This window comes from Demequina sp. NBRC 110052 (assembly GCF_002090075.1).
In the GTDB taxonomy this organism is placed as follows: domain Bacteria; phylum Actinomycetota; class Actinomycetes; order Actinomycetales; family Demequinaceae; genus Demequina.
In genome coordinates this window covers 570,917-596,714 of sequence record NZ_BBRI01000003.1, presented here as the reverse complement: position 1 = coordinate 596,714, position 25,798 = coordinate 570,917, and the positions used below count along the sequence as shown (strand labels likewise).

Genomic DNA, 25,798 nt, shown 5'->3' with positions numbered 1-25,798 from the left:
GACATGAAGACTTCGAGTACGGCGGGACTCAGGGCGCGCGCGACGAGCCTTTGGCAAGGTGCGACGCGCCACCATGCCTACGATCTGGGGCTGCTGGCGCTTGCGCTCGTCGTCGCAGTCGTATTCACGCTGATCAACCCCTCCGTGTACGCCTCGCAGCTGAACGTCGAGTCGATCGCGTTCTCCGTCCCTGAGGTCGGCCTCATGGCACTCGCCATCTCGATCGCGATGACGGTGGCAGGTATCGATCTGTCGACCGTCGCGGTCGCGAACCTGTCGGCGTTGTTCATTGCGTGGTACTCCGCCGTGGGCGAGGCGGCGGGTCAGGGACCGATCGTGAGCACGCTGATTGCAGTCGCCGGCGCGCTCGTGATCGGCGCCGTGGCCGGCGCCGTCAACGGGTTCGTCATTTCGAGGCTGAAGGTGGCGCCCATTCTGGCAACGCTCGCCACGATGCAGATCTATACAGGTCTGGCCATCGCCCTCACGAGGGGAGAGGCTGCCTACGGCGTCACCGCTCCGCTGTCGGAGTTCGGCATGGGAGACCTGCTCGGAGTGCCGTACGTGTTCTGGTTCTTTGTCCTCGTGGTTGTCGTGGTCTGGGCGATCATGACAAAGACCACGTTCGGTCTGAAGGCCACACTGACCGGCGCCAGCAAGGTCGTCTCGGAGTTCACCGGCTACTCGTACTCCGGCGTCATCGTCCGAGCCTACGTTCTCACGGGCGTGATCTCGGCGTTGGCGGGACTCGTGATGGTGTCCCGCACGGCCTCAGCATCGGCCGGCTACGGCTCGTCCTATCTCATGCTTGCTATCACCATCGCGGTTCTTGGCGGCGCGAACCCGTTCGGCGGTCGGGTGGCGATCACGGGGGCGGCGCTCGCCGCTGTCGTCCTCCAGCTGATCTCGTCGGGGCTGAACATGGTCGACGTGAGCGCGTACATCTACCAGATCGTTCAAGGCGCGATCCTTGCTGGTGTCTTCGTCGTCACCTTCGAGCGCCAGCGCCTACTGCAACGGCTCGCAAGGAGGCGCACCGCGCCACCTGAGCCAGGCGCACCTCAGCCAGCACCGTCAGTTGTAAGGGAGAAGGAGCCCGCCTAATGCACCACAACGAACTCGATCGCGCCCGTGCCTTCATCGAGAGCGAGGGAGCCGCCGTCTCTCGAGTGGCTCGTCAGCTGGACACCTCGTTTGTCGAGGTCGCCGACGCCATGATGAAGGTGAGGGGCAAGGTGATTGTGTCGGGCGCCGGCACGTCGGGCACCATCGCGCGCCGCCTTGCGCATCTTCTCACTGTGTCTGGGACCCCTGCGTTCTACCAGAACCCGACTGACGCGCTCCACGGCAGTTCTGGGGTCGCGATGCCTGGCGACATGTTGATCGCGATCTCGAAGGGCGGTGACTCGGGCGAGATCACCGATCTGCTTGGTCTGGTCAAGGAGCGCGGCGCCACCACGGTAGCCCTGACCGCAACGGCTGACAGTCCGCTGGCTCGGGCGGCAGACTCGGTGGTCGTGGTGGACAGTCCCAATGCTGACCCCGGCGGCATCATCGCCATGGGCAGCACGTTGGCGACCGCTGCGTGGGGTGATGCTCTCGCGATCACGCTGATGACGCGTCGTGGTTACAAATGGGAGCAGGTCTTGCACTCGCACCCCGGTGGGGCCGTGGGCAAACACGCAGCTGAACTGCTCGACCAGGTGGGGTCCGCTGAAGTGTAGTGCCCAGGGACATCGATTGAGTTCCGAGCGAGTGGGAGAACCTCCGGGCAGAGTGAGGCTGTCTAGTTGTTCTGGCTCATGACGTTCGCGACGCGGCAACCCAAACTTCCTTTTCGCGAGGCATGGGTCAAGTCCCTGCAAGCGGTGAATCGGCCTGGGTTTCGTTCCGTGTGATCGACATGGATGGAACGCATGACTCGATACACGCCGGAGATGCGTGGGCGCGCCCTGCGGATGCTCGCCGAGGCGCTGCCGGATCACCCGAACTTGACTTCTGCGACGCGGCACGTGGCGGGGATGCTCGGGATGAGCCCGGAGACGCTACGGCTGTGGCAACGCCAGATGGAAGCCAACGCGGGCGGCAAGGTCGCGAACGTCGCGGACGCGGCGGCAGAGATCAAGCGTCTCAAGCGCGAGGTCGCCGAGCTACGTAAGGCCAACGAGATCCTCAAGGCTGCGAGCGTGTTTTTCGCCAAGGAGCTCGACCGGCCCTGACCGAGATGATCCGCTTCATCGATGAGCACAAGGATCAGTTCGGGGTCGAGCCCATCTGCCGGGTGTTGCGTCCGGCGGTCCAGGGATTCCTCACCTCTCGTGGCTATCGCGCCGCGAAGACCAGGACGCCGTCGGCCCGCGCTCTGCGCGATGACCTGCTTGTTCCCGAGGTCGCTCGCCTGCATGCGGAGAACTACGGCGTTTACGGACGGCGGAAGATGCATGCGTTGATGCGGCGTCAGGGCTGGGAGATCGGCCGTGATCAGACCGAACGGCTCATGCGGCTCGCCGGTGTTCGCGGGGTGAAGAAGTCCAAGCGCGTCTTCACCACGAAGTCGGACCCGAAAACGGCGATGCCGAAGGATCTCGTGAAGCGCAACTTCCGAGCGCCCGGTCCTCGGCGGTTGTGGGTGGCCGACATCACGTACGTCGCCACGTGGTCCGGCTTCGCTTACGTCGCGTTCGTGACTGACGTGTTCTCGCGAAGGATCGTGGGCTGGAACGTCGCGTCGACGCTCAAGGCCGAGATCTTGCCACTTCAGGCGCTCGATATGGCTGCCTGGGACGCCGGAGGCGACCTGGCCGGATTGATCCATCACGCCGATCACGGGTCGAACTATCACTCGATGGTCTACACCGACCGCGTCGTTGAGCTCGGCGCGAAACCGTCGACCGGAACCGTCGGCGATTCGTATGACAATGCGCTGGCTGAGGCGATCAACAACCTCTACAAGACCGAGCTGATCCGTCAGCGTGGCCCGTGGCGGACCGTCGAGCAGGTCGAGCTCGCGACCCTCGAATACGTCTGGTGGTGGAACCACCAGCGCCTGCACGGCGAGCTCGGCATGAGAACACCCGAAGAGGTCGAAGCCGAGTACTACGCTGACCTCGCAGCCGCCCCAGTGGCGTCTGTCGGACAAAGAAACTGAGCGGAACGAAACTCAGGCCGATTCAGCTATTGGTCGCCTTCAGTCGCTCATCAACCGGGACAAGAACGAGACTGACGCCGGCGCCACGAAGAACTGCCGGTCGACTTCGAGTGGACTGCTGCAGCTCGCTGTCAGCAATGGCGCGATCGCAAGGAATCCCGGCCATGGTGTCGAGCGCATCGAGAGGTCCAAGGGTGCTAGGGGTGCGGTGGCGACTTCTCTCGGCGAGCTGCGAGGGTTCCTTGAGGCTGTTCGTGACGACGACGTTCTCAAACGCTGGGACACGGGCGAGCTGATTGATTTCATGCTCGCCTCCGGGCGGCAAGTCGCGGAGGTCTGTGGGCTCGAAGCCTCGTCCGTCGACTTCGATGCAGGCACCGCGACGGTCGAGGCGATGGCGGTACGCGTCAACAGCCGAGGCGCGATTCGCCAGCCCCTTGCGAAAACGGAGTAGTCGGCGAGAACGACGCCGCTGCCGCCTGCGACGGAGGCGTTGCTGCGTCGTCGCATCGATCGACTCGGCGAGTTCTCCGACCTGGTGTTCCGTGCGCCGCTCATGCGACTGCGCGACCCGTCGAACACGCAGAGGGGGATCGGTGATCGCCGCGACGCGCTCGAGTCTCCCCGACTGTCGACGCACCCCTTCCGCAAGACGGTCGCGAGCACGCTCGACCATAGGTGACTGTCAGCGACTGAGATCGCGGACAACCTGGGCCACGAGAACCCCGCGATGACGATGAACGTGCATATGGAGCGCGCGGAGGGCTCTGTTGAGGCGGCGAAGAAGATGGCGGTGCTGCTGGGTGGGGTGATCTGAGAGTGCGGAACCAATGCGAGAGTGATCACAGGTAGAAACGAAAAACCCCCGCCGTAGCAGGGGTTTCGTGGCTCCGACCGGCGTCGATCCGGTGACCTTTCGATTTTCAGTCGAACGCTCTACCAACTGAGCTACAGAGCCGTGGGGGATGACCCCCGATGGACGAAAACCCCTTACGAGAAGGGGCTGTCGCTTCCGCGACCCTGACGGGACTTGAACCCGCGACCTCCGCCGTGACAGGGCGGCGCGCTAACCAACTGCGCTACAGGGCCTTGCATCGCACCCGCAACAGGCGCGGAGACCAGTGTAGACCATCCGCGCCGGTGCAAAGTACCCCCAACGGGATTCGAACCCGTGCTGCCGCCGTGAAAGGGCGGTGTCCTAGGCCGCTAGACGATGAGGGCATCGCTTCGGGGCCCTCACTGCGGCCCCGAGACCGTGGACCATCATACCGGCGAGCGGGGCCGCGGTCGCGCCCCGTGCGACGATGGGCACATGGTCGTGATGTCTGACGAGGAGTTCGAGGCCGCAGTGGACGACGCCCTCGAGGCTGTCCCGGGCGAGCTACTCGACATGCTCGACAACGTGGTGATCCTCATCGAGGACGAGCCCGAGGGCGACGATCCCGAGTTGCTGGGTCTGTACGACGGGATCGCGCTCACGGATCGCGGGGACACCGGCTTCGGCGAACTCCCGGATCGAATCCTGATCTTCAAGAACCCGACGCTGCGGGTCTGCGAGGACGCGGACCACGTGCGTGAGGAGGTCGCGATCACGGTGGTGCATGAGATCGCGCACCACTTCGGCATCGACGACGAGCGCCTGCACCGGCTCGGCTGGTCCTGACGCCCCCGCGACGCCTCCTGTGAGGCACTCAGCGCTAGGCGGGGATCGCTGAGAGCACCCAGTGCCTCACAGGGCGCAGGTCAGTCGTCGGCGACCATCCCGGCCGGCGCGTCGGCGACCGTGCCGTGCGTCTCCTCCGTGTCGAGACCGCGCACACGGGCGACCCAGCCGAGCCCGTGATAGATCGCGAGCGCCGCGACCGAGCCGAGCGCGATGCCGTTGAACACCATGGAGCCGGCGACTGCGGTGTAGTCAGCGGTGCCCACGATGAGCGCCACGCCGGCGGTGACGAGGTTGACGGGCTTGGTGAAGTCGACGCGGTTCTCGATCCAGATGCGCGCGCCGAGGATCGCGATGAGGCCGAACAGCAGCGTGGAGAGGCCTCCGAGGATGCCGGCGGGTATGACGGCGACCATCGCGCCGAACTTCGGCACGAGGCTCAGCAGCAGAGCGAACGCGGCGGCGGCCCAGTACGCGAGCGTCGAGTACACGCGCGTGGCGGCCATGACGCCGATGTTCTCGGCGTAGGTGGTGGTTCCGGAACCGCCGCCGAGTCCGGCGACGGTCGTGGCGAGGCCGTCCGCCATGAGAGCGCGACCGGTCTCGGGGTCGAGGTTGCGGCCGGTCATGGCGGTGACGGACTTGAGGTGGCCGATGTTCTCGGCCATGAGGATCAGCACGACGGGCACGAACGCGACGAGCACGCTCGGCTCGAACGTGGGGGTGTGGAACTCCGGCAGCCCGAACCACGAGGCCTGGGCGATGTAGTCCACTGGCGACAGCCCGCCCAGCGAGTCCGACGCGGTGGTCCACTCGCCGCGCAGCGCGGAGAACACTGCGCCGATGACCGCGCCGACCAGGATCGCGATGCGCCCCAGGAACCCTCGGAACGCGACCATGGCGATGAGCACGGCGGCGAGCGTCACGAGTGCCGTCCAGGGGCTCGCCTCCCACTGGCCGCGCGCGGCGCCTGCGAGGTTGAGACCGATCAGTCCGACGATCGCGCCGGTGACGACCGGCGGCATGAGCCGCTCGATCCAGTGGGCCCCCAGGAGGTGGACGACGAGTCCGACCACGGTGAGCAGGATGCCCGCGAGGAGTACGCCGCCGAGGCCGCGCCCGATCGTCTCCGCGTCGAGCGGTGCGTTGGCGCTCGTGACCCCTGCGGCCCCGAGCGGGGCGAGGAATGCGAAGCTCGAGCCCAGGTAGCTCGGGACGCGGTTGCGCGTGATCGTGAGGAACAGCGCGGTGCCGATCGCTGAGAAGAACATCGTGGTCGACGCGGGCATGCCCGTGAGCGCGGGCACCAGCAGCGTGGCGCCCATCATGGCGAGCACGTGCTGCGCACCGATGCCGATGGTGCGTGGATAGGTGAGTCTCTCGTCGGGCGCGACCGCCCCTGTGGAGGAGACTGTGCGCCCCTCACCGTGCAGCGTCCACGTGAACATGCTCATTCCAGCTCCCTTGCCGTCCCCCGCCGCGTGTGCGGCTGGCCGCAATCTAGCGGGATGCGGCGGTACGCGCATGGGGAGAGGGTCCCGGTGTTGCGCCCGACGCTGGGGCGCGATGCCCGACGCGGGGGCCGGGTCAGGCTGGCATGCCCGACGCGTTGGACAGGTGGGTGCGGATCAGGCCTTGGGGTGCGAGGCCCAGGCGCTCGCAACCATCTCCTCGATAGTGTGGCGCATCTCCCAGTCGAGGTCGCGCGTCGCGAGCTCGCCCTTGGCGACGATGCTCGCGGGGTCGCCGGGCCGCCGCGGACCCTCCTCGATGGGGAGGTCGGTCCCGGTGGCGGCCACGATGGCCTCCATGATCTGGCGTACGGAACTGCCGGCGCCGGAGCCGAGGTTGTAGACCTTCTCGAGACCGACGCCCGCGTCGAGGGCGCGCGCTGCGGCGACGTGCGAGATCGCGAGGTCGCCTACGTGCACGTAGTCGCGCACGCACGTGCCGTCAGGCGTGTCGTAGTCGGTGCCCGCGATGACGGGCGAGTGACCCGCGACGATGCGGTCGAACACCTTGGGAAGCAGGTTGTGCGGCGACGCGTCCCAGATGTCCTCGTAAGACGAGCCGACGACGTTGAAGTAGCGCAGGCTCGTGGCCTTCAGGGGCGCCTCGGAGCCTGCGGTGGCGCGCTCCTGGTCGCGGATGAGCCACTCGCCGATGAGCTTCGACTCGCCGTAGGGCGACTCGGGGAACGTGCCGGTCTGCTCGTCGACGACGGCGGTGGACGGCGTCCCGTACACGCCCGCGGACGAAGAGAACACGAGCCCGGTGACCTCGGCCTCGGCCATCGCGGACAGGAGCACGCGTGTGCCGTCGACGTTCTGCTCGTAGGTGTGCAGCGGGTGCTTCACGGACTCGCCCGCGTACTTGTAGCCGGCGCAGTGGATCACGCCGGTGACACCGTGGTCGCGCAGCGCGCCGAGCACCGCGTCGCGGTCCAGGATCGAGGCGCGCACGAAGGGCACGTCCGCGGGCACGAAGCTCTCGAGGCCCGACGACAGGTCGTCGAGCACGACGGGGTCGATGCGTGCGTCGACGAGTGCGCGCACGACGTGCGCTCCGATGTACCCGGCGCCTCCGGTGACGAGCCAGCTCATGCGTGTCCTCCTCGTTCAGGTCCGGTCGCGCGACCGTCCCACGCAAGCCTAGACGCGTGGCTCAGCTGTCGCGGCGCGGTCCCGCCGACGGCGTGACCGTGAAGGTGGTCGGAGCCGTGAAGCCGGCCTCGGAGAATGCGGCGACCACTGCGTCGGACGCCTCCGCGAGGCGCTCGACGGGTATGAGGGCGATGGCCGAGCCGCCGAACCCGCCGCCCGTCATGCGGGCACCGATCGCGCCGTGGGCCATGGCGGTCTCGACGGCGAGGTCGAGCTCGGGCACGGAGATCTCGAAGTCGTCGCGCATCGAGGCGTGCGAGGCGAGCAGCAGGTCTCCGATGGCGCGCGGGCCGTGCTCGCGGAGCACCTCGGCGGTCTCGATCACGCGGGCGTTCTCGGTGATGACGTGGCGCACGCGCCTGAATGTCTCGTCGTCGAGGGCGTCCTGCGCGGCGGGCAGGTCGTCCTCGGTGAGCGCGCGCAGCGACGGCACTCCCATCGCCTCGGCGCCCGCCTCGCATGAGCGGCGGCGTGCGCCGTAGCCGCCCGTCGCGTGGGCGTGGGTCACGTGCGTGTCGATGACCAGCAGGGTCAGCCCCTCACGTGCGAGCGGCAGCGGCACGAGCTCGGACACGAGGCTCTGGCAGTCGAGGAGCACGGCGTGGCCCTCGGCACCGCGCAGGGATGCCGTCTGGTCCATGATCCCGGTGGGGGCGCCGACGGCGACGTTCTCGGCGCGCTGGCACGCGAGCGCGAGTGCGCCGGAGTCGAGGCCGAGCTGCCACGTCTCGTTGAGCGCGGTGGCGACCGCGCACTCGATCGCGGCGGAGGACGACAGCCCGGCGCCGGTGGGCACGTCCGACGCGATGGCGAGGTCTACGCCGAGCCTCCCGGCAAGGTCGACGCCGCGCTCGTGGAGCGCCCAGATGACGCCGAAGACGTAGGCGCTCCAGCCGGCGAACTCGGCCTGCTCGATCGCGTCGAGCGACAGCTCGTGCACCTCGTCGGAGAAGGTCGAGTACACGCGAACCGTGCGGTCGTCGCGGGTGCGCAGCGCGCACCACGTGCGACGTTCGATCGCGAACGGGAGGACGAGTCCGTCGTTGTAGTCGGTGTGCTCGCCGATCAGGTTGACGCGGCCGGGCGCCGACCACACGCCATCGGGCTGCGCGCCCGTGAGCGACGTGAGCGCCGAGGCGGCTGCCCCGGCGAGGTCGGATGCGGCGCCGAGCGTCGCGGGAGCATCGTTGCTCATGGAAATCGGTCCTCGCATCGGTATCGTTTGGGTCACGGCAGGGCGATGGGGGTACGCGGTGCCGTGCAAGGAATGTTACCGTGAACATCGTCCTTGAGCTCCGTCCCCGTCTCCAGGGCGAGAGGTCCCGGCCGCGCAACGCAGCGCGAACGGGTGCGGGATGGATCAGACCAGGACAGACGACCGCGAGCCGCGGTCGCATGACGTCCCAAGGAGGTGGCGCATGGGCCGAGGCGCCCGAGGTCCCAGCATGCACGACGTGGCGGCGCTTGCCCACGTCTCGCATCAGACGGTGTCACGCGTGCTCAACGGCTTCGAGGGCATCCGACCGGACACCCGCCAGCGCGTGCTCGACGCGATCGATGAGCTCGGGTACCGCCGCAACCTTGCCGCTCGCTCGCTCGCGACGGGCCGCACGGGCGTCGTGGGTGTGATCGCGCCGGATAACCCCACGTTCGGAGCGACGTCCAGCCTGTACGCAGTGGAGCATGCGCTGCGCGACGCGGGACTGCAGCCGCTCATCACGGCGACCGCGTCCCGCCGCAGCTCGATCGAGGCGGCGCTCGAGTTCCTCCATGGACGTTCGGTCGAGGCGCTCGTCATCATGGCGCCGTCGCGCAAGGTGCTCGAGGTCCACGACTCGATGGGCGCGGAGGTTCCCACGGCGTATCTGCTCACCGGAGAGGAGCGCGGCCGCTGGTCCGTCTCCGTCGACCAGCAGGGTGGCGCAGACCTAGTGCTTGAGCATCTGTACGCGCAGGGCCACCGCCGCATTCAGCACGTGCGGGGTCCGCTCGACTCGATCGAGGCGCAGCTGCGCGCCGATGCGTACACGCGCTTCATGGCGCGTCATGGCCTCGCGAGGCTCAGGATGGCCGAGGGCGACTGGAGCCCGCAGTCGGGCTTCGAGGCGTATCGCCGCATCGACCCCACCGCGACGGCAGTGTTCTGCGCCAACGATCAGATGGCGATGGGCCTGATCCACGCGGCGTCCGATGCGGGGATGAAGGTGCCGGAGGACCTCAGCGTGGTCGGATTCGACGACATCCCCGAATCCGCGCACATGCTCCCGCCGCTCACGACCGTCAAGCAGGACTTCCGCGCCGTCGGGATGCTCGCGGTGGCCCTGCTCGAGGCGACGCTCGCGGGAACCGAGCCCCCCTCGACCGAGCCGCTCGAGCCCGAGCTGGTCCTCAGGTCGTCGGTGGCGCCCGTCGGGGCTGCGGCGAGGTGAGGACGCCCGACGCGGCGGCCGGGCACGCGCGGATACCCCGGCCAGCGCGTCGGGCATGGGACCTCGGTCCCGTTCGCACCCCACCGATGTTAGCGTTATCATCTACACGGCGAAGGCAAGGAGGCCCTCAATGACCGAGTACGACGTCGCCGCCATCGAGGCGGCCGTGGTCGATCTCAGGAAGCAGGTCAGCGACCTGCACAGCGAGCTCACCCGCTACCAGCTCGTCATCTGGACTGGCGGAAACGTGTCCGGCCGCGTGCCCGGCCACGACTTGTTCGTCATCAAGCCGTCAGGCGTGAGCTACGACGAGCTCGCGCCCGAGAACATGGTCGTGTGCGACCTGGACGGCAACGTCATCCCGGGCACGCTCGGCTCGGACCGCTCGCCCTCCTCCGACACCGCCGCCCACGCGTACGTCTACCGCCACATGCCCCACGTTGGCGGCGTGGTCCACACGCACTCGACCTACGCGACCGCCTTCGCGGCCCGCAACGAGCCGATCCCGTGCACGATCACCGGCATGTCCGACGAGTTCGGCGGCGAGATTCCCGTGGGACCGTTCGCGATCATCGGCGACGACTCGATCGGCCGCGGCATCGTCGAGACCCTCTCGGGCCACCGCTCGCGTGCGGTGCTCATGGCCAACCACGGGCCCTTCACCATCGGCAAGGACGCCAAGGACGCAGTGAAGGCCGCGGTGATGTGCGAGGACGTCGCACGCACCACCCACATCGCAATGCAGCTCGGCGACCTGGTCCCGATCCCTCAGGACAAGATTGACGCGCTGTTCGACCGCTATCAGAACGTCTACGGACAGAAGCCGCAGGGAGGCATGGCATGACCGGGATCGTCCCGAACCTCGCCGAGTACGAGGTCTGGTTCCTCACGGGGTCGCAGACCCTCTATGGCCCCGAGGTGCTCGCGCAGGTCGCCGAGCAGTCGCAGGGCGTCGTCGACCTCCTCAAGGCGTCGGGGGACATCCCCGTCACGCTCGTGTGGAAGCCGGTCGTCAAGAGCCGCGACGAGATCCTCGACACCATCAGGGCCGCCAACGCGGACCCCAAGGTGATCGGCCTGATCACGTGGATGCACACGTTCTCGCCGGCCAAGATGTGGATCTCCGGACTCAACGCGCTCCAGAAGCCGATGCTTCACCTCCACACGCAGGCGAACGTCGAGCTCCCGTGGTCCACCATCGACTTCGACTTCATGAACCTCAACCAGGCCGCGCACGGCGACCGCGAGTTCGGCTACATCGAGTCGCGTCTCGCGATCCCGCGCACCACCGTCGTGGGTCACGCCTCGAACCCTGAGGTCTCGACCCGCATCGGCGAGTGGACCCGCGCCGCGGCCGGACGCCTCGCCGCGTTCGACATGAAGGTCGCGCGCTTCGGTGACAACATGCGCTACGTCGCGGTCACCGAGGGCGACAAGACCGAGGCGGAGGCCGTGTTCGGCGCGCAGATCAACACGTGGGGCGTCAACGAGCTCGTCGAGCGCGTGGACGCGGCGACGGACGAGCAGGTCGACGCGCTCGTCGCCGAGTACCTGGACCTGTACGAGGTCGCCGACGAGCTCAAGCCCGGTGGCGAGAAGCACGAGTCGCTGCGCTACGGCGCCGCGGTCGAGATCGGCCTGCGCGCGTTCCTCGAGGAGGGCGGATTCCACGCCTTCACCGATTCGTTCGAGGACCTCGGTGGACTTCGCCAGCTGCCTGGCCTCGCGGTGCAGCGCCTCATGGCAGAGGGCTACGGCTTCGGCGCGGAGGGCGACTGGAAGACCGCGATGCTCGTGCGCATCGCCGCCGTCATGGGCGCCGGCCGTCCGGGCGGCGCGAGCCTCATGGAGGACTACACGTACCACCTGGTCGCGGGAGAGGAGCTGTCTCTCGGTGCGCACATGCTCGAGGTGAGCCCCTCGCTGTCGTCCGCGAAGGCGTCGCTCGAGGTGCACCCGCTGGGCATCGGCGGCAAGGAGGACCCGGTGCGCCTGGTGTTCACCGCGGACCCCGGCCCCGCCGTGGTGGTGGCGATGTCCGACGTGCGCGATCGGTTCCGCCTGGTGGCGGCCGAGGTCGACAACGTCGAGCTGCCGGAGCCGATGCCGCACCTGCCCGTGGGGCGCGCGGTGTGGCGTTCGCGTCCCGACTTCGCGACCGCGACCACGTGCTGGCTCGAGGCTGGAGCGGCGCACCACACGGCGATGTCGACCCAGACGTCGCTTGCCACCTGGAAGGACTTCGCCCGCATGACGGGCGTGGAGCTGGCTACCATCACGGCCGAGACGACGATCGACGGATTCGTCCGCGACCTCGCGCTCAACGCCAAGGTGTTCGGTCATTAAAACCCCACGTAAACATCAGGTTTGTCAAAGTCTCGAATCGGTTTCCCGATGGTTACGTGATCGTGACCTGAGCGGCTTGACTCACCAATGTGAACGTGAACACAATTGCCATACCACCGTACCTGCGCAAGGTGGCGCAGGGTGGATCTCAAGGAGGAGATATGAAGGCAAAGCAGCTCATCGCTGCGGCAGCCGGTACCGCGATGGCGCTGACCCTCGCGGCATGCGGCGGCTCCGGTGCAGGAGAGACGACCGACGACGCCACCAACACTGCTGGTGGCGACAGCGGCGAGACCTTCCGCGTCGGCGTGGCCATGCCCACGCAGACCTCTGAGCGCTGGATCGCTGACGGCGACGCCGTCAAGTCCCAGCTCGAGGAGCTCGGCTACGAGGTCGACCTGCAGTTCGGCAACGACGACATCCCGACGCAGTCGCAGCAGATCGACCAGATGATCACGAACGGTGCGGACCTGCTCATCGTTGCGGCCATCGACGGCACGGCTCTCGCGGGCCAGCTCCAGACGGCTGCCGACAACGGCATCGCGACCATCGCGTACGACCGCCTCATCCGTGACTCGGAGAACGTGGACTTCTACGTGACCTTCGACAACTACCAGGTGGGCGTCCAGCAGGCGACCTCGCTGCTGGTGGGCCTCGGCCTCCTCAACGAGGACGGCTCCGAGGGCGACGCGACCGGTCCGTTCAACATCGAGCTCTTCGCGGGCTCGCCTGACGACAACAACGCCGGGTTCTTCTTCAACGGCGCCATGTCCGTGCTGCAGCCGCTGATCGACGACGGCACCCTCGTGGTGACCTCGGGTCAGACCGACTTCGACACGGTGGCCATCCTGCGCTGGCAGCAGGAGACCGCGCAGAAGCGCATGGAGGACCTGCTCACCTCGACGTACTCGAGCGGCGCGAAGGTCCAGGGCGTGCTGTCGCCGTACGACGGTCTGTCGCGAGGCATCATCACCGCGCTGCAGAACGCCGGCTACTCCGGCACCACCGCGGACGGCTTCCCGATCGTCACCGGTCAGGACGCTGAGATCGCCTCGGTCAAGCTGATCGCCGACGGCGTCCAGTTCTCGACCATCTTCAAGGACACCCGCAAGCTCGCGACCCAGGCCGTGACCGCTGCGGAGGAGATCCTTGCGGGCGGCGAGCCCACGGCGAACGACACCGAGACCTACGACAACGGCGTGAAGGTCGTGCCGTCGTACCTGCTCGAGTCGGACATCGTGTACGCGTCCAACATCCAGTCGCTGCTGGTCGACAGCGGCTACTGGACCGCCGAGGAGGTCGCCTCCGGCGTTGCCGAGTAAGGCGAACTCACACGCAACACCCTGATCCACCCGTGGCGCCGGTTCCCTCCGGAGCCGGCGCCACGGGCCAGGGCGCAGTCATCATGTCAATGGAGAGGAACGATGGCTAACAACATCCTCGAGATGCACTCCATCACCAAGACGTTCCCCGGAGTGAAGGCGTTGGAGGACGTCGAGCTGCGGGTGGCGGAGGGCGAGATCCACGCGATCTGCGGCGAGAACGGCGCCGGCAAGTCCACGCTCATGAAGGTGCTCTCGGGTGTGTACCCGTATGGCACCTACGACGGCCAGATCGTCTTCAAGGGCGAAGAGGCGCGCTACCACTCGATCAACGAGTCGGAGGACGCCGGCGTCGTCATCATCCACCAGGAGCTCGCGCTGGTCCCGCACCTCACGGTCGCGGAGAACATCTTCCTCGGCAACGAGGTGCGCAATGCGCTCGGCCTCATCGACTGGAACGAGGCCAACCACCGCGCGACCGACCTGATGCATCAGGTCGGCCTGGACGAGAACCCGACCACGCCCGTCGGCCAGCTGGGCGTCGGCAAGCAGCAGCTCATCGAGATCGCGAAGGCGCTCTCCAAGAAGGTGTCGCTGCTGATCCTCGACGAGCCGACCGCCGCGCTCAACGACTCCGACTCGCAGCACCTGCTCGACCTGCTCAAGCGTCTGCGCGACGAGCAGGGCATCACGTCGATCATGATCTCGCACAAGCTCAACGAGATCGAGTACGTCGCGGACACCACGACGATCATCCGTGATGGGCAGACCATCGAGACTCTCGACATGTCGCTCCCCGAGTCGACCCAGGACCGCATCATCCGCGGCATGGTGGGTCGCGAGCTCGAGAACCGGTATCCCCCGAAGACCGGCCGGCAGATCGGCGACGAGGCATTCCGAGTCGAGAACTGGACCGTGCACCACCCCACGCAGCCCGGCCGCGTCGTCATCGACAACGCCGCCTTTGACGTGAAGGCCGGCGAGGTCGTCGGCATCGCGGGCCTCATGGGCGCAGGGCGCACCGAGCTGGCGATGAGCATCTTCGGACGCACCTACGGTCGCGGCATCAGCGGCGAGGTGTACAAGCGTGGCGAGAAGATCAACACGCACACCGTGTCCGAGTGCATCGACAACGGCATCGCCTATGCGACCGAGGACCGCAAGCGCTACGGCCTGAACCTCATCGCAGACATCCGCCACAACATCTCGGCTGCCGGCCTCAAGAAGCTCACGTCCAACGGGTGGATCAACACCAACGAGGAGCTCAAGGTCGCGCAGGACTACCGCGTCGCGATGAACATCAAGACGCCGTCCGTGCTGCAGAAGGCGGGCAACCTCTCCGGAGGAAACCAGCAGAAGGTCGTGCTCTCGAAGTGGATGTACACCGACGCTGACGTGGTGATCCTCGATGAGCCCACGCGCGGTATCGACGTGGGCGCCAAGTACGAGATCTACACGATCATCAACAAGCTCGCCGCTGAGGGCAAGGCCGTGGTGATCATCTCGTCGGAGCTGCCCGAGCTGCTCGGCACCTGCGACCGCATCTTCACCATCGCCTTCGGCCGCGTGACGGGCCAGATGCCCGTCGATGAGGCCACCCCCGAGGCACTCATGAAATTGATGACCCAAGAACGAACCGCGAAGCCGGCTGCGGCTTCTGCTGGAGAGAGCCACTGATATGTCAACTCCTGCAACCGCCCAGAACGACGGCGCCGAGACCAACGTCAACTCGATCGCTCAGTCGATCAAGGAGACGTTCACCTCGAACATCCGCCAGTCCGGCATCTTCATCGCGTTCATCGCGATCATCGTCCTGTTCGCGTTCCTGACCGATGGCACCCTGCTGTCCGGTCAGAACGTCACGAACATCGTCCTGCAGTACTCGTACATCCTGGTGCTCGCCATCGGCATGGTGATCGTCATCATCGGCGGACACATCGACCTCTCGGTCGGATCCGTGGTGGCGTTCTCCGGAGCCGTCTCGGCTGTCGTGGTCATCAAGGGCGGTCAGCCCTGGTGGGTCGGCGTGCTCGCCGCCATCGCCGTTGGCCTCCTCGTCGGAGCGTGGCAGGGCTTCTGGGTCGCGTTCGTCGGCATCCCGGCCTTCATCACGACCCTGGCGGGCATGCTCATCTTCCGAGGTGCCACGTACCTGACGCTCGAGAACATCTCGCTCTCGCCGTTCCCGGCCGAGTACACCCGCATCGGCATCGGCTTCCAGAACGGACTGTTCGGCGGCAACGGCTATGACGTGTTCACGCTGGTCGTGTTCGCGGTCGCCGTGGCCGGATACATCTTCACGCAGTTCCGTCAGCGTGCGGCCGCGGTGAAGTACAACCAGCACGTCACGGCGATGCCGCTGTTCATCGTCAAGCTCGTCGCGGTCGCGGCAGTGGTGATGGCGTTCTCGTGGCTGCTCGCCAACGACCGTGGTCTGCCCAACGTGCTGATCATCCTCGCGGTGCTCGTGATCATCTACACGCTTGTCACCACCCGCACGGTGTTCGGTCGCCACGTCTACGCGATCGGTGGCAACCTCACCGCCGCGACGCTGTCCGGCGTCAAGGTCAAGTGGGTCAACTTCGGCATCATGCTCAACATGGGCTTCCTCGCCGGTATCGCAGGCGTGCTCTTCGGAGCCCGCTCCAACGGCGCACAGCCCGCTGCTGGAAACATGTTCGAGCTCGACGCCATCGCCGCGTCGTTCATCGGTGGTGCCGCGGTCACCGGTGGTGTCGGTCGCGTCACCGGCGCCATCGTCGGTGGTCTGATCATGGCCACCATGACCAACGGCATGCAGCTGCTCGGCTACGAGCAGTCCGTGCAGAACATCGTCAAGGGCCTGGTGCTGCTGCTGGCCGTCGCCTTCGACGTGTACAACAAGCGCCGCGCCGGCGGTCGCTGACCGGTACGCGCTGACGAAGGGGCCCCGCCGCACGGCGGGGCCCCTTCGTCGTGCCCGCCGTCCCACTCGTCGCGGGAATGCAGGCGACCTCGCCTACGCTGTGAAGCCATAGACACGCGCCGGACCACCCGGGGCCGGACGCGCGGACACTGGAGGGCCGGATGGGAATCACCGACGAGCTGCTGGAGAACAACAAGGCGTACGCGGAGCAGTACACGCCCGATCGTCCGTTGGCGCCGGCTCGCCAGCTCGCCGTCGTGTCCTGCATGGACTCGCGCCTGGACATCTTCGCGCTGCTCGGACTCGAGATCGGCGACGCGCACATCATGCGAAACGCGGGCGGCGTGGTCACTGACGACATGATCCGGTCGCTCACCATCTCGCAGCGCAAGCTCGGGACGCGCGAGATCATCCTCATCCACCACACCGACTGCGGCGCGCTCACCTTCACCGATGACGAGCTGCGCAACCAGCTGCTCGAGGAGACCGGGCTCAAGCCCACGTGGACTCCCGAGAGCTTCAAGGACCTCGACGCCGACCTCCGCCAGTCCATGGAACGGCTGCGCCGCAGCCCGTTCCTGGTCGACTCGACGCAGGTGCGTGGCTTCGTCTTCGATGTCCACACCGGTCAGCTGCGCGAGGTCGAGTAGGAGCGCGCCATGTGGTGGAGGTTCTTCGAGGCGATCCGCACCGGCGAGCACCGGCTCGCGCCGATGACGTGGATCACCGCCGTGGGCGCGGTGATCTATGCGATCTCGCCTATCGACATCATCCCTGAGCTGTTCTTCGGGCCCATCGGCGTCGTCGACGACGTCGGAGTGTTCGGCATCCTGTTCACGCTCGTGGCGCGCGAGAAGGCACGCTGGGAGGCCGGTCTGGGACGAGGGTCGTTCGACGGGAGCGGCGCGGAGGCGTAGCGTCGCGCAGACACGCACGCGCCGGGCCTCCACCCACGCTCCCAGGTGACGGCGGGGAATGCCTGCCCCCGCGTCGGGCGTTGCCGCTCACGAGGCGCCGCGGCCGCCCGAGAGCCGGAGTCGGCCCGTGCGTCGGGATGGAGCAGCATGTCTGACACCGCCCCCGCGACCTTCGAAGGGCTGAAGGCCGTCTTCGTCAACTGCACGCTCAAGCCGAGCCCCGCGCTCAGTCACACGCAAGGCCTCATGGACGACTCGATCACGCTCATGCGCGACCAGGGCGTCGAGGTGGACGTGATCCGCGCCGCGGACCATGTGATCCCGCCGGGCGTGTACCCGGACATGCGCGAGGACGTGCCGGGCGGCAATCAGGAGCGCGACGACTGGCCCGAGCTGGCCGCACGGATCTTGGCTGCGGACATCCTGGTGGTAGGCACGCCGATCTGGCTGGGAGACAAGAGCTCCATCGCCACCAGGGTGATCGAGCGCCTCTACGGGCTCTCGGGTGACCTCAACGATCGCGGCCAGTACCTCTACTACGGACGTACCGCAGGCGTGGTCGTCACCGGTAATGAGGATGGCGTCAAGCACGTCGCGATGAACGTCCTGTACTCGCTTCAGCACCTTGGATACACGATCCCGCCCAATGCTGACGCGGGCTGGATCGGAGGGATCGGCCCCGGACCGTCGTACCTGGACGAGGGCAGCGGTGGCCCCGAGACGGACTTCACCCAGCGCAACCTCACGTTCATGACGTGGAACCTGCTGCACACTGCCGCGTGGCTCAAGGCCGGCGGAGGCTTCCCGGCGGGCGGCAACTCACGGGAGGGCTGGAACGCGGGCGAGCGCTACGGACACCCGAATCCCGAGTACCGCTGACGACGGCGCGGCCGCCCGCGCATCGGCCGCATCCTTGCCGTCGCCGCTAGGTTGGTGACGTGACCGCGCCCCTGATCGATCTCAATGCCGACCTCGGCGAAGGCTTCGGGCGCTGGCGCCTCACCGACGATGACGCCCTGCTCGACTCTGTGACGTCGGCCAACGTCGCGTGCGGCTTCCATGCGGGCGACGCCCCGACGATGCGACGCGTCTGCGAGCGGGCGGTCGAGCGGGGAGTGACGATCGGCGCGCAGGTGTCGTACCTGGATCTGGCGGGCTTCGGGCGGCGCCCCATGGACGTGCCGCGCGACGAGCTCGCCGCGGAGGTGGCGTACCAGGTGGGCGCGCTCGACGTGTTCGCGCGGGCCGCGGGAGGCGCCGTCGCCTACGTCAAGCCGCACGGCGCGCTGTACAACCGCGTGGTGCGCGACGCCGAGCAGGCCGCAGCGGTCATCGAGGGCGTGCAGGTCGCATCCCGGGCCTCGGGGGTGGCGCTCGCAGTGCTGTGCCTCCCGGGCTCCGCCCTCCTGAGCGAGGCCGACGCCGCCGGGGTTCCGTCATTCACCGAGGCGTTCGCCGACCGTGCCTACCAGGCCGACGGCTCGCTCCAGCCACGCTCCGAGTCGGGCTCGGTCCTCCACGAGCCCGACGCGGTGGTCGCCCGGTCGGTCGCGATCGCGCGTCACGAGCCGATCACCGACGCGGGCGGCGCACCGTTGCTGGTCTCCGCACGCTCGCTCTGCGTCCACGGCGACACTCCGGGCGCGGCTGCGCTCGCGGCACGGGTGCGCGCCGCGCTCGAACGGGATGGGGTGCAGCTGCGCGCCTTCGCGGGCGGCGGAGCGTGAGCACTCGCGAGGTGCGCATAGCGCCGGTGGGCGACGACGCGCTGCTCATCGAGGCAGACAGCGGCGCGGCGATCGCGCCGTGGGCGGCGCACGCGCGCGCTCTGCACGACGACGGCGCACTCCATGTGACGGACATTGTCCCGGGCGCGCGCACCGTGCTGCTTGATGGGGTCGGAGGACCGCAGGCGCGCGACGACCTGGCCGCCGAGGTGGCGGCATGGGACCCGCGCGCTGAGGAGGCGACAGGGGGCCCTCTCGTCGAGATCGGCGTGACGTTCGACGGTCCTGACCTGCGGTCCGTGGCCGAACTCTGGCAAGTGCCGGTGGACGCCGTGCCGGGCCTCGTATGCGGCGCGGAGTTGACTGTCGCGTTCTGCGGATTCGCGCCGGGCTTCGCGTATCTCACGGGTATGGGGCGCACAGTGCCGCGGCTCGAGACTCCACGCACGCGCGTCCCCGCGGGCGCGGTGGGTCTCGCAGGCGAGTTCGCGGGCGTCTACCCGCGCGAGTCGCCTGGCGGATGGCGGATCATCGGGACGGCGGTGGACGCTGTGCTGTGGGACGCGACGCGCGCCGAGCCGGCGCTGCTCGCGCCAGGAACGCGGGTCCGGTTCGTCGAGGCGGGGCATTGCGCATGAGCGCCGGCGCCGACACCGCGCTTGAGGTCGTGCGCGCGGGAGCGTTGACGACGGTGCAGGACCTGGGACGTCTGGGGCTCGCGCACCTGGGCGTGCCGCGTTCAGGCGCTGCGGACGTGGACGCGCATCTGCGGGCCAACGCGCTCGTCGGCAACGCCCCGGGAGCCGCGACGCTCGAGACGACCGCGACGGGGTGCGCGCTGCGCGTCCGCGGCGAGGCCGTCGTCGCGGTCGAAGGCGCGCGCTGCCGCGTCAGCGTCGGAGACGTGCCTGCGCCGTGGGGCGCGCCAGTGCGCCTGCGCGCGGGACAGGTGCTCGAGGTGGGTGCCGCCGTCGACGGACTGCGCAGCTATGTGGCCGTGCGCGGCGGGGTCAACGCGGGCGTCGTCCTGGGAAGCCGATCCACCGACCTGCTCTCAGGCCTGGGTCCCGCGCCGCTGCGGGTGGGCGCCACGCTCGCGGTCGGCTCCGAGGCCGACGGCGAGCCGGCCTTCGCGACGATGGGTGCACTCCGCAGTAGTGTCACCGACGGCGGCGCGGTGGGGCTGAGCGGCGCGGCGGTGACCGAGATGAGTGTTGCGCATCACGCGCCGGCGGTGGAGCTGCCGCTGGTCCTGGGGCCGCGCGCGGACTGGTTCACTGCGCGCGCGCTCGCGGCACTTGACGGGGCGGAGTACGTCGTGACGTCCGAGTCGAACCGCGTGGGGCTCCGGCTCGACGGGTTGCCGCTGCACTGGGCACGCGCGGGCGAGCTGCCGAGCGAGGGCATGGTGCTCGGCGCGGTGCAGGTGCCGCCCTCCGGGCTGCCCGTGGTGTTCCTCGCTGACCATCCGACGACGGGCGGGTATCCCGTCGTGGGGGTCGTCACGCACGAGGGAGTGGCGCGAGCGTCTCAGGCGGCGCCGGGGTCGCGCGTGCGGTTCGCCATCGCCGACTCTCGCGCCCTGTGAGGCACTGAGTGCTCACGCTCGGCTGAACTGAGCACTGAGTGCCTCACAGCGCGCACCACGGCCGTGAGCGGCACTGGGCTCCAGCTCAGGCGAGCTCCCACACCACCCGCAACACGGCCTGGGCCTCGACCCCGGCGGGCTCCACTGGAACCGTCGCCGCCATGCGCTGCGGCGCGACCACTGCCTCCGCTCCTTCGGTCACGCTCCGCACGGACCCTAGCCTCCGTCCCGCGAGCTCGGCGAGCCTCGCAGCGGCGGCCACGGCGTCGGCCCAGGCGGCCTCGCGTGCCTCGGCATGCAGCGCCTGCCCGTCAGCGACCCCCACCTCGACGCCCTCGAGGCGTGCGGCGTCGCCTGCAGCCGCGATGGCCGTGGCGAGCACCTCGCCCAGCCGGGCGACATCCTCGACACCGATCTGCAGCCGGTGGCTCGCCACGTACTCGGTCGCTCCCTGCGGCTCACCGCGCATGCCTCGCTCGACCGCGCGGACGGTGGCGCCCACGGTCGGCACCGCTGCGGCGTCGATGCCGTGTTCGGCGACGGCGGCTCGCACCATGCGCACCGCCGCATTGGCGTCCGCCATCGCATCGGCGACCGTCGCGCGCTCGGCCCTGCATTCGAGTCGGATCGTGCCGCGATCGGGCGCTGCCGTCGCGGACCCTCGGCCCGTCACGGACACGGTGGGGGAGTCGGGAGCCATGCGGTCAGCCTAGGGCTGGCGGTCCGACTCTGTCCTGGTGACAGCGCCGACAGCCGCAGGTCACGTCAGCCCTCCCGTTGAGACCTCCGCGCCCGGCGCGCCTTGCCTGTCGACGTGTTGAGCACGCGGATGAACGCGTCGAGTCGGGCCGGAGAGACCATGCCGTCCGATGCCATGGCCAGTGCCCTCAGCGGCATCGCTTCGAGCATCGCGACACCGACGGCATCGGACTCATCTGCGAGGCCCATCTGCTTGCCTGCCATCCTCCTGATGACGGCGTGCGTGCCGAGTCCGAGCGCGGAAAGCTTGAGTTCCCGCAGGGTCGTCTCTCGATTGAACGGGAGCGTGGGTGCCGGTGAGGGCACGGGGTATCCGAGCAGCGCGGCGAACTCCGCATCGTCTGCGACAGGGCCAGCTGGCGCGGGAACCTCGGCGGGCGTCGCTCCGCCGGAGACACGCACCGTGACAGTGCCACGGATGTCGGTCGAGGAGAGGCCCACGCGCAGTTCGAACTCGCCCGGCTCGACGACGAACGACGCGGACTCGACGTCGTAGACGGCGAGCGCCCTCTCGTCGACGGCGATCTTGACGGTGGTGGACGCGCCGGCCTCGAGCGCGACCTTGGCCCACCCGGCGAGCTCCTGCACGGGACGGTGCAGGGTCGAGGCCTTGTCGTGCGCGTATACCTGCACGACGGTCGTGCCCGCCCGGTCTCCGGAGTTCGTCACCTCGACGCTTACGGTGCGCGAGGTGCCGCGGCCGCTCACGCGTGGTGCGTCCAGCGCGAACGTCGTGTAGCCGAGTCCGTGGCCGAACGGGAAGCGCGCGGGCACGTCCCAGGTGTCGTGGAAGCGGTAGCCCACGTACAGCCCCTCGCGATACAGGGCCTGCGTGGGGTGCGTCGCGAAGTTGTCATGAGACGGCAGCTCGGCCGCGAGCACGGGGAACGACTCGGCGAGGCGCCCCCCGGGCTCGACATCGCCCAGCAGCATGTCCGCGACGGCCGATCCTCCGGCCTGACCCCCCAGGTAGGCGAGCAGGATCGCCCGTGCGTGGTGGGCCCACGGCAGCTCCATGGGGGCGCCTCCGCACAGCACGACGACCGTGTTCGGGTTCGCGTCGATCACCTCCTCGAGCAGCCGTGTGTGGCCGTGCGGCAGGCGCAGGTGGTCGCGGTCATAGCCCTCTGCCTCGTACGAGCCCGGCAGTCCGAGCATGAGGACTGCGGTGTCGGCGTCCGCAGCCGCGCGGCGCGCCTGGGCGACGAGCGCGTCGGTCGTCTCTCCCGTCGCCGCGTCGTAGCCGGGCGCGTAGGTGAGTCGACCGCCGAGCCGCTCCTCGAGCGCGCCGAGGGCGGTGTCGAGCCGCGTCGGGTTCACCTGCGACGAGCCAGCGCCCTGGAAGCGGGGTGTTTCTGCGAAGGCGCCGATCAGCGCGACGTCGGTCTCCGGCGCCAGGGGAAGTGCGCCGTCGTTGCTGAGGAGGACGGAACCCGCAGCCGCGGCGCGGCGTGCGAGAGCGTGATGGGCGTCAGGGTCGGCGGGGGCGTCGTCCGCGTGGGCCTCCCGCTCGGCGGCGGCGCGCAACGCGAGCGCGATGACGCGTGCCGCTGCGGTGTCGAGGTCGGCTTGATCGAGCGCGCCCGAGGCGAGGGCTGCCTTGACCTCGTGGTCGTACATGCCGCTCGAGCCAGGCATCTCGAGGTCGAGCCCGGCTGCGACTCCCTTGGCGCGGTCCGCGACCGCGTACCAGTCGGACATCACGAGCCCCTCGAAGCCCCATTCGTCGCGCAAGATGCCGGTGAGAAGCCTGCGGTGCTGGCTGGCGTGCGTGCCGTTGACCTTGTTGTACGAGCACATCACGGTCCAGGGCCGTGACTCCTTCACCGCGATCTCGAACCCGGTGAGGTAGATCTCGCGCAGCGTGCGCTCGTCGACCACCGAGTCGCTGCGCAGGCGGTCGCGCTCCTGACTGTTCGCGGCGAAGTGCTTGAGGCAAGCCCCGATGCCCTGGGACTGGATGCCGTTCACCATCGCTGCGGCCATGCGTCCCGCCAGGATCGGATCCTCCGAGAGGTACTCGAAGCTGCGGCCGCCCGCCGGGTGGCGCTTGATGTTGAGGCCCGGTCCCAGGATGACGTCGATGTCGAGCGATCGCGCCTCGCGGGCGAGAGCGGCGCCCACCTCGGAAATGAGCGCGGGGTCCCAGGTGGCGCCCAGAGCGGAGGCGGTGGGGAAGCAGGTGGCGGGATCCGAGGAGTCGAGGCCGACGTGGTCCTCGTCGGGGGCTTGGTGCCTCAGTCCGTGCGGGCCGTCGGAGACCGAGGTCGCCGGGATGCTTCGTGCAGGGACCGCCTCGGTGTTCCATTGGTCCGCGCCGGACAGCAGCCGCACCTTCTCGTCTACGGTGAGCGTCGAGACGATCTCGCGGGCACGGGTGAGGTGGCTGGTCATGGCTTTCCTTCGCGCATCGGTGCGGGGTCCTGTCCCCAGACTATCGACGCGCGAAGGTCGTTCCTCGCCTGCCCGACGCGGTCGCTGGGTCGCGCTCAGGGTGCTGGTTCGGACCCGCCGCCGCGCGGAGGCGTCACATCTCCTCGTGGGTGTCGGGGTCGCCGTCGAAGAGGCGGCCGTCGGGCCTGGTCAGAGCCGAGATTGCCGCCATCTCGTCGTCGCTCAGCGCGAAGCCGAACACGTCGAGGTTCGCGACCTGACGTTCGGGCGTGGCCGACTTGGGCAGCGGCACGGAGCCGAGCTGCACGTGCCACCGCAGAATGACCTGCGCCGGGCTCACGCCGTGGACCTCGGCGGCTGAGGCGACGCTCTCCTGATCGAACGGCGCCTCGCGCTTGCCGAGGGGGCTCCACGCCTCCGTGACGATGCCGTGGCGGGCGTGAGCGCGTCGCATCTCGCTCTGCGAGAAGCACGGGTGAAGCTCGATCTGGTTCACCGCGGGCGTCACGTCCGTGTCCGCGATGATGTCGCTCAGGTGTGCCGCCGTGAAGTTGCTGACGCCCACGGAGCGGACCAGGCCGCGCTCACGAGCGTCGACGAGCGCGGCCCACGCCTCGCGATACCTGCCCGTGATCGGGTTGGGCCAGTGGATGAGCATCATGTCGATGCGTTCCAGACCCAGGCGCGCGAGCGACTCCTCGATCGAGGCCGGCGCGCGGTCGGCGCCGTGGTGGCGGCCGGGCAGCTTGGTCTGCACCGTGATCTCGTCGCGGTCCACGCCGGATTCAGTCACGAAGTCGCGGATCGCCTTGCCAACGACGCCCTCGTTCTCGTAGTTCACTGCGGAGTCGATGAGGCGGTAGCCGGCGTCCAGCGCCTGGCGCACGGCGCGGTATCCGGCGTCGCCCTGCAGGGGATACGTGCCGAAGCCGACTGCCGGGAGGGCGTGGCCGTCGTTCAGGGTCAGGGTGGGGATGCTGGAGTTGCTGGAGTTGCTGGAGTTGCTGGGGTTGCTGGGGTTGCTGGGGTTGCTCATTCTGCGAGGCTACGTCAGGTCCCGGGCGGCGTCGCAAGCCCGACGCGCTGGTCGAGCCACGCGATGAGGTCGCCGATGACCTCGTCCTGGTTGGTCTCGTTCACGAGCTCGTGCCGGGCGCCCTCGTAGACCTTCACGGTGACATCCGTGAGACCGGAGCGGTCCTCATAGTCGTGCGCGAGGTGGTGCGCGGACTCGGCGCCGCCCAGCGGGTCGTCATCGCCCACCGTGATCAGCAGCGGAAGGTCGTTCACGTCACGCGAGGGGCGTCCCAGGAGGCGCAGCGTGTCGCGCACGCCGAACAGCTTCAGCAGCGGCACGTCCGTGGTCAGCAGGTCCGCCTTGAAGGCGTGCGCGACCGCCGGGTCACGGCTCAGCCATTCGAGTCCCGTGTCGCCGAGGTGACGGAAGCGTGCGTTGAGGTTCCCGCCGTTCATGTGGCGCACGGTGCGGTGCGCCGTGCCCATGAGGATTGCGGCGTCGTAGTCGTCCGAGTGCGTGTTCAGGATGATCTGCGCCATGAGCGAGCCCCACGAGTGGCCGAACAGCACGAGCGGCAGCTCGGGATGCGCCTGGCGCGCCCCGGCGGAGATCAGCCGCACCGCCTCCACTGCAGCGCGGTGACCGCCGGGACCGAGCCGCCCCAGACGGTCCGGATGCCCCTCGTGCTGCTCCACGCCGGTCCGGCCATGCCCCCGGTGGTCATCGGCCCACACCTCGTAGCCCGCCCTCGCGAACGCCGCTCCCACATGCGAGTAGCGCCCGGCATGCTCGCCCACCCCGTGCAGCAGATGCACCACGGCGCGTGGCTCGCGCGGTGACCACACGGTGTAGTGGATGCGGATGCCGTGCGAATCGACCAGGTCGTCCTCGCGGCGGGTGACTTCAGCGTCGGCCATGC

General features: G+C 68.6%; 24 protein-coding genes, 3 tRNA genes and 1 other annotated feature. Of the genes, 17 read left to right on the top strand and 10 right to left on the bottom strand.

Annotation, left to right across the window (positions count from 1 at the left end; all coding sequences use genetic code 11):
- The first annotated feature begins 3 nt into the window (after positions 1-3).
- The 4 genes from B7K21_RS10275 to B7K21_RS12650 all read left to right on the top strand — a co-directional run bounded on the left by B7K21_RS10275 (position 4) and on the right by B7K21_RS12650 (position 3,602).
- A complete protein-coding gene (locus tag B7K21_RS10275; RefSeq protein ID WP_159448488.1) occupies positions 4-1,104 on the top strand; it encodes an ABC transporter permease in 1,101 nt (366 codons plus the stop codon).
- The gene (locus B7K21_RS10270) at positions 1,104-1,724 is read left to right on the top strand and encodes an SIS domain-containing protein (protein WP_084075326.1); all 621 of its coding nucleotides are present in this window, start codon (positions 1,104-1,106) and stop codon (positions 1,722-1,724) included. Before B7K21_RS10275 ends, B7K21_RS10270 begins: the two co-directional genes overlap by 1 nt.
- A 183-nt stretch (positions 1,725-1,907) precedes the next feature.
- Positions 1,908-3,148 (top strand): IS3 family transposase gene (locus tag B7K21_RS10265; RefSeq protein WP_373994284.1). Its coding sequence is split into 2 segments (ribosomal slippage): positions 1,908-2,193 and positions 2,193-3,148, totalling 1,242 coding nucleotides; the frame shifts between segments, so codons are not numbered across the junction.
- Positions 2,186-2,302 (top strand) — a sequence feature (AL1L pseudoknot). It overlaps the preceding gene by 117 nt.
- Before the next feature lie 208 nt (positions 3,149-3,356).
- Positions 3,357-3,602, top strand: a complete 246-nt coding sequence (locus tag B7K21_RS12650) for a hypothetical protein (protein WP_084075325.1) — start codon at positions 3,357-3,359, stop codon at positions 3,600-3,602.
- A 431-nt stretch (positions 3,603-4,033) separates the two neighbouring features.
- Here B7K21_RS12650 and B7K21_RS10250 read toward each other — a convergent pair.
- The 3 genes from B7K21_RS10250 to B7K21_RS10240 form a co-directional block, all read right to left on the bottom strand.
- A tRNA-Phe gene (locus tag B7K21_RS10250) sits at positions 4,034-4,106 on the bottom strand.
- Positions 4,107-4,163: 57 nt separating this feature from the next.
- Positions 4,164-4,237, bottom strand: a tRNA-Asp gene (locus B7K21_RS10245).
- A gap of 59 nt (positions 4,238-4,296) precedes the next feature.
- A tRNA-Glu gene (locus tag B7K21_RS10240) sits at positions 4,297-4,369 on the bottom strand.
- Between the two features lie 91 nt (positions 4,370-4,460).
- Here B7K21_RS10240 and B7K21_RS10235 point away from each other — a divergent pair.
- Positions 4,461-4,811, top strand: coding sequence for a metallopeptidase family protein (locus B7K21_RS10235; protein ID WP_084075323.1), 351 nt, complete (start codon positions 4,461-4,463; stop codon positions 4,809-4,811).
- Between the two features lie 80 nt (positions 4,812-4,891).
- On the opposite strand, the gene B7K21_RS10230 is transcribed toward B7K21_RS10235, so the two are convergent.
- The 3 genes from B7K21_RS10230 to galK form a co-directional block, all read right to left on the bottom strand.
- A complete protein-coding gene (locus B7K21_RS10230; RefSeq protein ID WP_084075322.1) occupies positions 4,892-6,265 on the bottom strand; it encodes a uracil-xanthine permease family protein in 1,374 nt (457 codons plus the stop codon).
- 174 nt (positions 6,266-6,439) lie between these two features.
- Positions 6,440-7,414 (bottom strand): UDP-glucose 4-epimerase GalE, encoded by a 975-nt coding sequence (gene galE / locus B7K21_RS10225; RefSeq protein WP_084075321.1) that lies wholly within the window; start codon positions 7,412-7,414, stop codon positions 6,440-6,442.
- A 61-nt stretch (positions 7,415-7,475) separates the two neighbouring features.
- Entirely contained in the window at positions 7,476-8,669 is a 1,194-nt protein-coding gene (galK, locus tag B7K21_RS10220) for a galactokinase (RefSeq protein ID WP_084075320.1), read from the bottom strand.
- A gap of 259 nt (positions 8,670-8,928) precedes the next feature.
- Between galK and B7K21_RS10215 the strand changes: the two genes are divergently transcribed.
- The 12 genes from B7K21_RS10215 (at position 8,929) to B7K21_RS10160 (ending at position 20,708) form a co-directional block, all read left to right on the top strand.
- Positions 8,929-9,903 (top strand): LacI family DNA-binding transcriptional regulator, encoded by a 975-nt coding sequence (locus B7K21_RS10215; RefSeq protein WP_159448487.1) that lies wholly within the window; start codon positions 8,929-8,931, stop codon positions 9,901-9,903.
- Between the two features lie 130 nt (positions 9,904-10,033).
- Entirely contained in the window at positions 10,034-10,747 is a 714-nt protein-coding gene (locus B7K21_RS10210; RefSeq protein ID WP_084075318.1) for an L-ribulose-5-phosphate 4-epimerase, read from the top strand.
- A complete protein-coding gene (gene araA, locus B7K21_RS10205) occupies positions 10,744-12,249 on the top strand; it encodes an L-arabinose isomerase (protein ID WP_084075317.1) in 1,506 nt (501 codons plus the stop codon). The genes B7K21_RS10210 and araA overlap by 4 nt, the downstream gene beginning before the upstream one ends.
- 161 nt (positions 12,250-12,410) lie before the next feature.
- Positions 12,411-13,571: a multiple monosaccharide ABC transporter substrate-binding protein gene (chvE, locus tag B7K21_RS10200; protein WP_084075316.1), complete on the top strand. Its 1,161-nt coding sequence runs from the start codon at positions 12,411-12,413 to the stop codon at positions 13,569-13,571.
- A gap of 102 nt (positions 13,572-13,673) precedes the next feature.
- A complete protein-coding gene (gene mmsA, locus B7K21_RS10195) occupies positions 13,674-15,248 on the top strand; it encodes a multiple monosaccharide ABC transporter ATP-binding protein (RefSeq protein WP_084075315.1) in 1,575 nt (524 codons plus the stop codon).
- 1 nt (position 15,249) lies between these two features.
- Positions 15,250-16,476 carry a multiple monosaccharide ABC transporter permease gene (gene mmsB / locus B7K21_RS10190; protein ID WP_084075314.1) on the top strand — a complete coding sequence of 409 codons (1,227 nt, stop codon included), beginning with the start codon at positions 15,250-15,252 and terminating at the stop codon, positions 16,474-16,476.
- 161 nt (positions 16,477-16,637) lie between these two features.
- Positions 16,638-17,126 carry a carbonic anhydrase gene (locus B7K21_RS10185; protein WP_084075313.1) on the top strand — a complete coding sequence of 163 codons (489 nt, stop codon included), beginning with the start codon at positions 16,638-16,640 and terminating at the stop codon, positions 17,124-17,126.
- Positions 17,127-17,135: 9 nt separating this feature from the next.
- On the top strand, positions 17,136-17,393 hold the full coding sequence (locus B7K21_RS10180; protein WP_084075312.1) for a YkvA family protein: 258 nt from the start codon (positions 17,136-17,138) through the stop codon (positions 17,391-17,393).
- A gap of 147 nt (positions 17,394-17,540) precedes the next feature.
- Complete coding sequence (locus B7K21_RS10175; protein ID WP_084075311.1) at positions 17,541-18,272, top strand: flavodoxin family protein; 732 nt, start codon at positions 17,541-17,543, stop codon at positions 18,270-18,272.
- A gap of 74 nt (positions 18,273-18,346) precedes the next feature.
- A complete protein-coding gene (locus tag B7K21_RS10170; RefSeq protein ID WP_200806302.1) occupies positions 18,347-19,120 on the top strand; it encodes a 5-oxoprolinase subunit PxpA in 774 nt (257 codons plus the stop codon).
- Complete coding sequence (locus B7K21_RS10165) at positions 19,117-19,758, top strand: allophanate hydrolase subunit 1 (protein ID WP_234989274.1); 642 nt, start codon at positions 19,117-19,119, stop codon at positions 19,756-19,758. Before B7K21_RS10170 ends, B7K21_RS10165 begins: the two co-directional genes overlap by 4 nt.
- Positions 19,755-20,708 (top strand): biotin-dependent carboxyltransferase family protein, encoded by a 954-nt coding sequence (locus tag B7K21_RS10160; protein ID WP_084075310.1) that lies wholly within the window; start codon positions 19,755-19,757, stop codon positions 20,706-20,708. The genes B7K21_RS10165 and B7K21_RS10160 overlap by 4 nt, the downstream gene beginning before the upstream one ends.
- Positions 20,709-20,793: 85 nt before the next feature.
- Here B7K21_RS10160 and B7K21_RS10155 read toward each other — a convergent pair whose 3' ends face one another.
- The 4 genes from B7K21_RS10155 to B7K21_RS10140 all read right to left on the bottom strand — a co-directional run bounded on the left by B7K21_RS10155 (position 20,794) and on the right by B7K21_RS10140 (position 25,796).
- A complete protein-coding gene (locus B7K21_RS10155; protein ID WP_084075309.1) occupies positions 20,794-21,408 on the bottom strand; it encodes an SIMPL domain-containing protein in 615 nt (204 codons plus the stop codon).
- A 65-nt stretch (positions 21,409-21,473) separates the two neighbouring features.
- Positions 21,474-23,861: a glycoside hydrolase family 3 C-terminal domain-containing protein gene (locus B7K21_RS10150; RefSeq protein ID WP_084075308.1), complete on the bottom strand. Its 2,388-nt coding sequence runs from the start codon at positions 23,859-23,861 to the stop codon at positions 21,474-21,476.
- Positions 23,862-23,994: 133 nt separating this feature from the next.
- Positions 23,995-24,897 carry an aldo/keto reductase gene (locus B7K21_RS10145; RefSeq protein WP_084075307.1) on the bottom strand — a complete coding sequence of 301 codons (903 nt, stop codon included), beginning with the start codon at positions 24,895-24,897 and terminating at the stop codon, positions 23,995-23,997.
- A gap of 14 nt (positions 24,898-24,911) precedes the next feature.
- The gene (locus tag B7K21_RS10140; RefSeq protein ID WP_084075306.1) at positions 24,912-25,796 is read right to left on the bottom strand and encodes an alpha/beta fold hydrolase; all 885 of its coding nucleotides are present in this window, start codon (positions 25,794-25,796) and stop codon (positions 24,912-24,914) included.
- Between the last annotated feature and the right edge of the window lie 2 nt (positions 25,797-25,798).

Coding starts and splice junctions, on each gene's coding strand:
- B7K21_RS10155 (WP_084075309.1), bottom strand. CDS start 21,408: ATGGCTCCCGACTCCCCCACCGTGTCCGTGACGGGCCGAGGGTCCGCG.
- araA (WP_084075317.1), top strand. CDS start 10,744: ATGACCGGGATCGTCCCGAACCTCGCCGAGTACGAGGTCTGGTTCCTC.
- mmsA (WP_084075315.1), top strand. CDS start 13,674: ATGGCTAACAACATCCTCGAGATGCACTCCATCACCAAGACGTTCCCC.
- B7K21_RS10145 (WP_084075307.1), bottom strand. CDS start 24,897: ATGAGCAACCCCAGCAACCCCAGCAACCCCAGCAACTCCAGCAACTCC.
- chvE (WP_084075316.1), top strand. CDS start 12,411: ATGAAGGCAAAGCAGCTCATCGCTGCGGCAGCCGGTACCGCGATGGCG.
- galE (WP_084075321.1), bottom strand. CDS start 7,414: ATGAGCTGGCTCGTCACCGGAGGCGCCGGGTACATCGGAGCGCACGTC.
- B7K21_RS10160 (WP_084075310.1), top strand. CDS start 19,755: ATGAGCGCCGGCGCCGACACCGCGCTTGAGGTCGTGCGCGCGGGAGCG.
- B7K21_RS10230 (WP_084075322.1), bottom strand. CDS start 6,265: ATGAGCATGTTCACGTGGACGCTGCACGGTGAGGGGCGCACAGTCTCC.
- B7K21_RS10235 (WP_084075323.1), top strand. CDS start 4,461: ATGGTCGTGATGTCTGACGAGGAGTTCGAGGCCGCAGTGGACGACGCC.
- B7K21_RS10140 (WP_084075306.1), bottom strand. CDS start 25,796: ATGGCCGACGCTGAAGTCACCCGCCGCGAGGACGACCTGGTCGATTCG.
- B7K21_RS10150 (WP_084075308.1), bottom strand. CDS start 23,861: ATGACCAGCCACCTCACCCGTGCCCGCGAGATCGTCTCGACGCTCACC.
- galK (WP_084075320.1), bottom strand. CDS start 8,669: ATGAGCAACGATGCTCCCGCGACGCTCGGCGCCGCATCCGACCTCGCC.
- B7K21_RS10275 (WP_159448488.1), top strand. CDS start 4: ATGAAGACTTCGAGTACGGCGGGACTCAGGGCGCGCGCGACGAGCCTT.
- B7K21_RS10185 (WP_084075313.1), top strand. CDS start 16,638: ATGGGAATCACCGACGAGCTGCTGGAGAACAACAAGGCGTACGCGGAG.
- B7K21_RS10270 (WP_084075326.1), top strand. CDS start 1,104: ATGCACCACAACGAACTCGATCGCGCCCGTGCCTTCATCGAGAGCGAG.
- B7K21_RS10175 (WP_084075311.1), top strand. CDS start 17,541: ATGTCTGACACCGCCCCCGCGACCTTCGAAGGGCTGAAGGCCGTCTTC.
- B7K21_RS10210 (WP_084075318.1), top strand. CDS start 10,034: ATGACCGAGTACGACGTCGCCGCCATCGAGGCGGCCGTGGTCGATCTC.
- B7K21_RS10180 (WP_084075312.1), top strand. CDS start 17,136: ATGTGGTGGAGGTTCTTCGAGGCGATCCGCACCGGCGAGCACCGGCTC.
- mmsB (WP_084075314.1), top strand. CDS start 15,250: ATGTCAACTCCTGCAACCGCCCAGAACGACGGCGCCGAGACCAACGTC.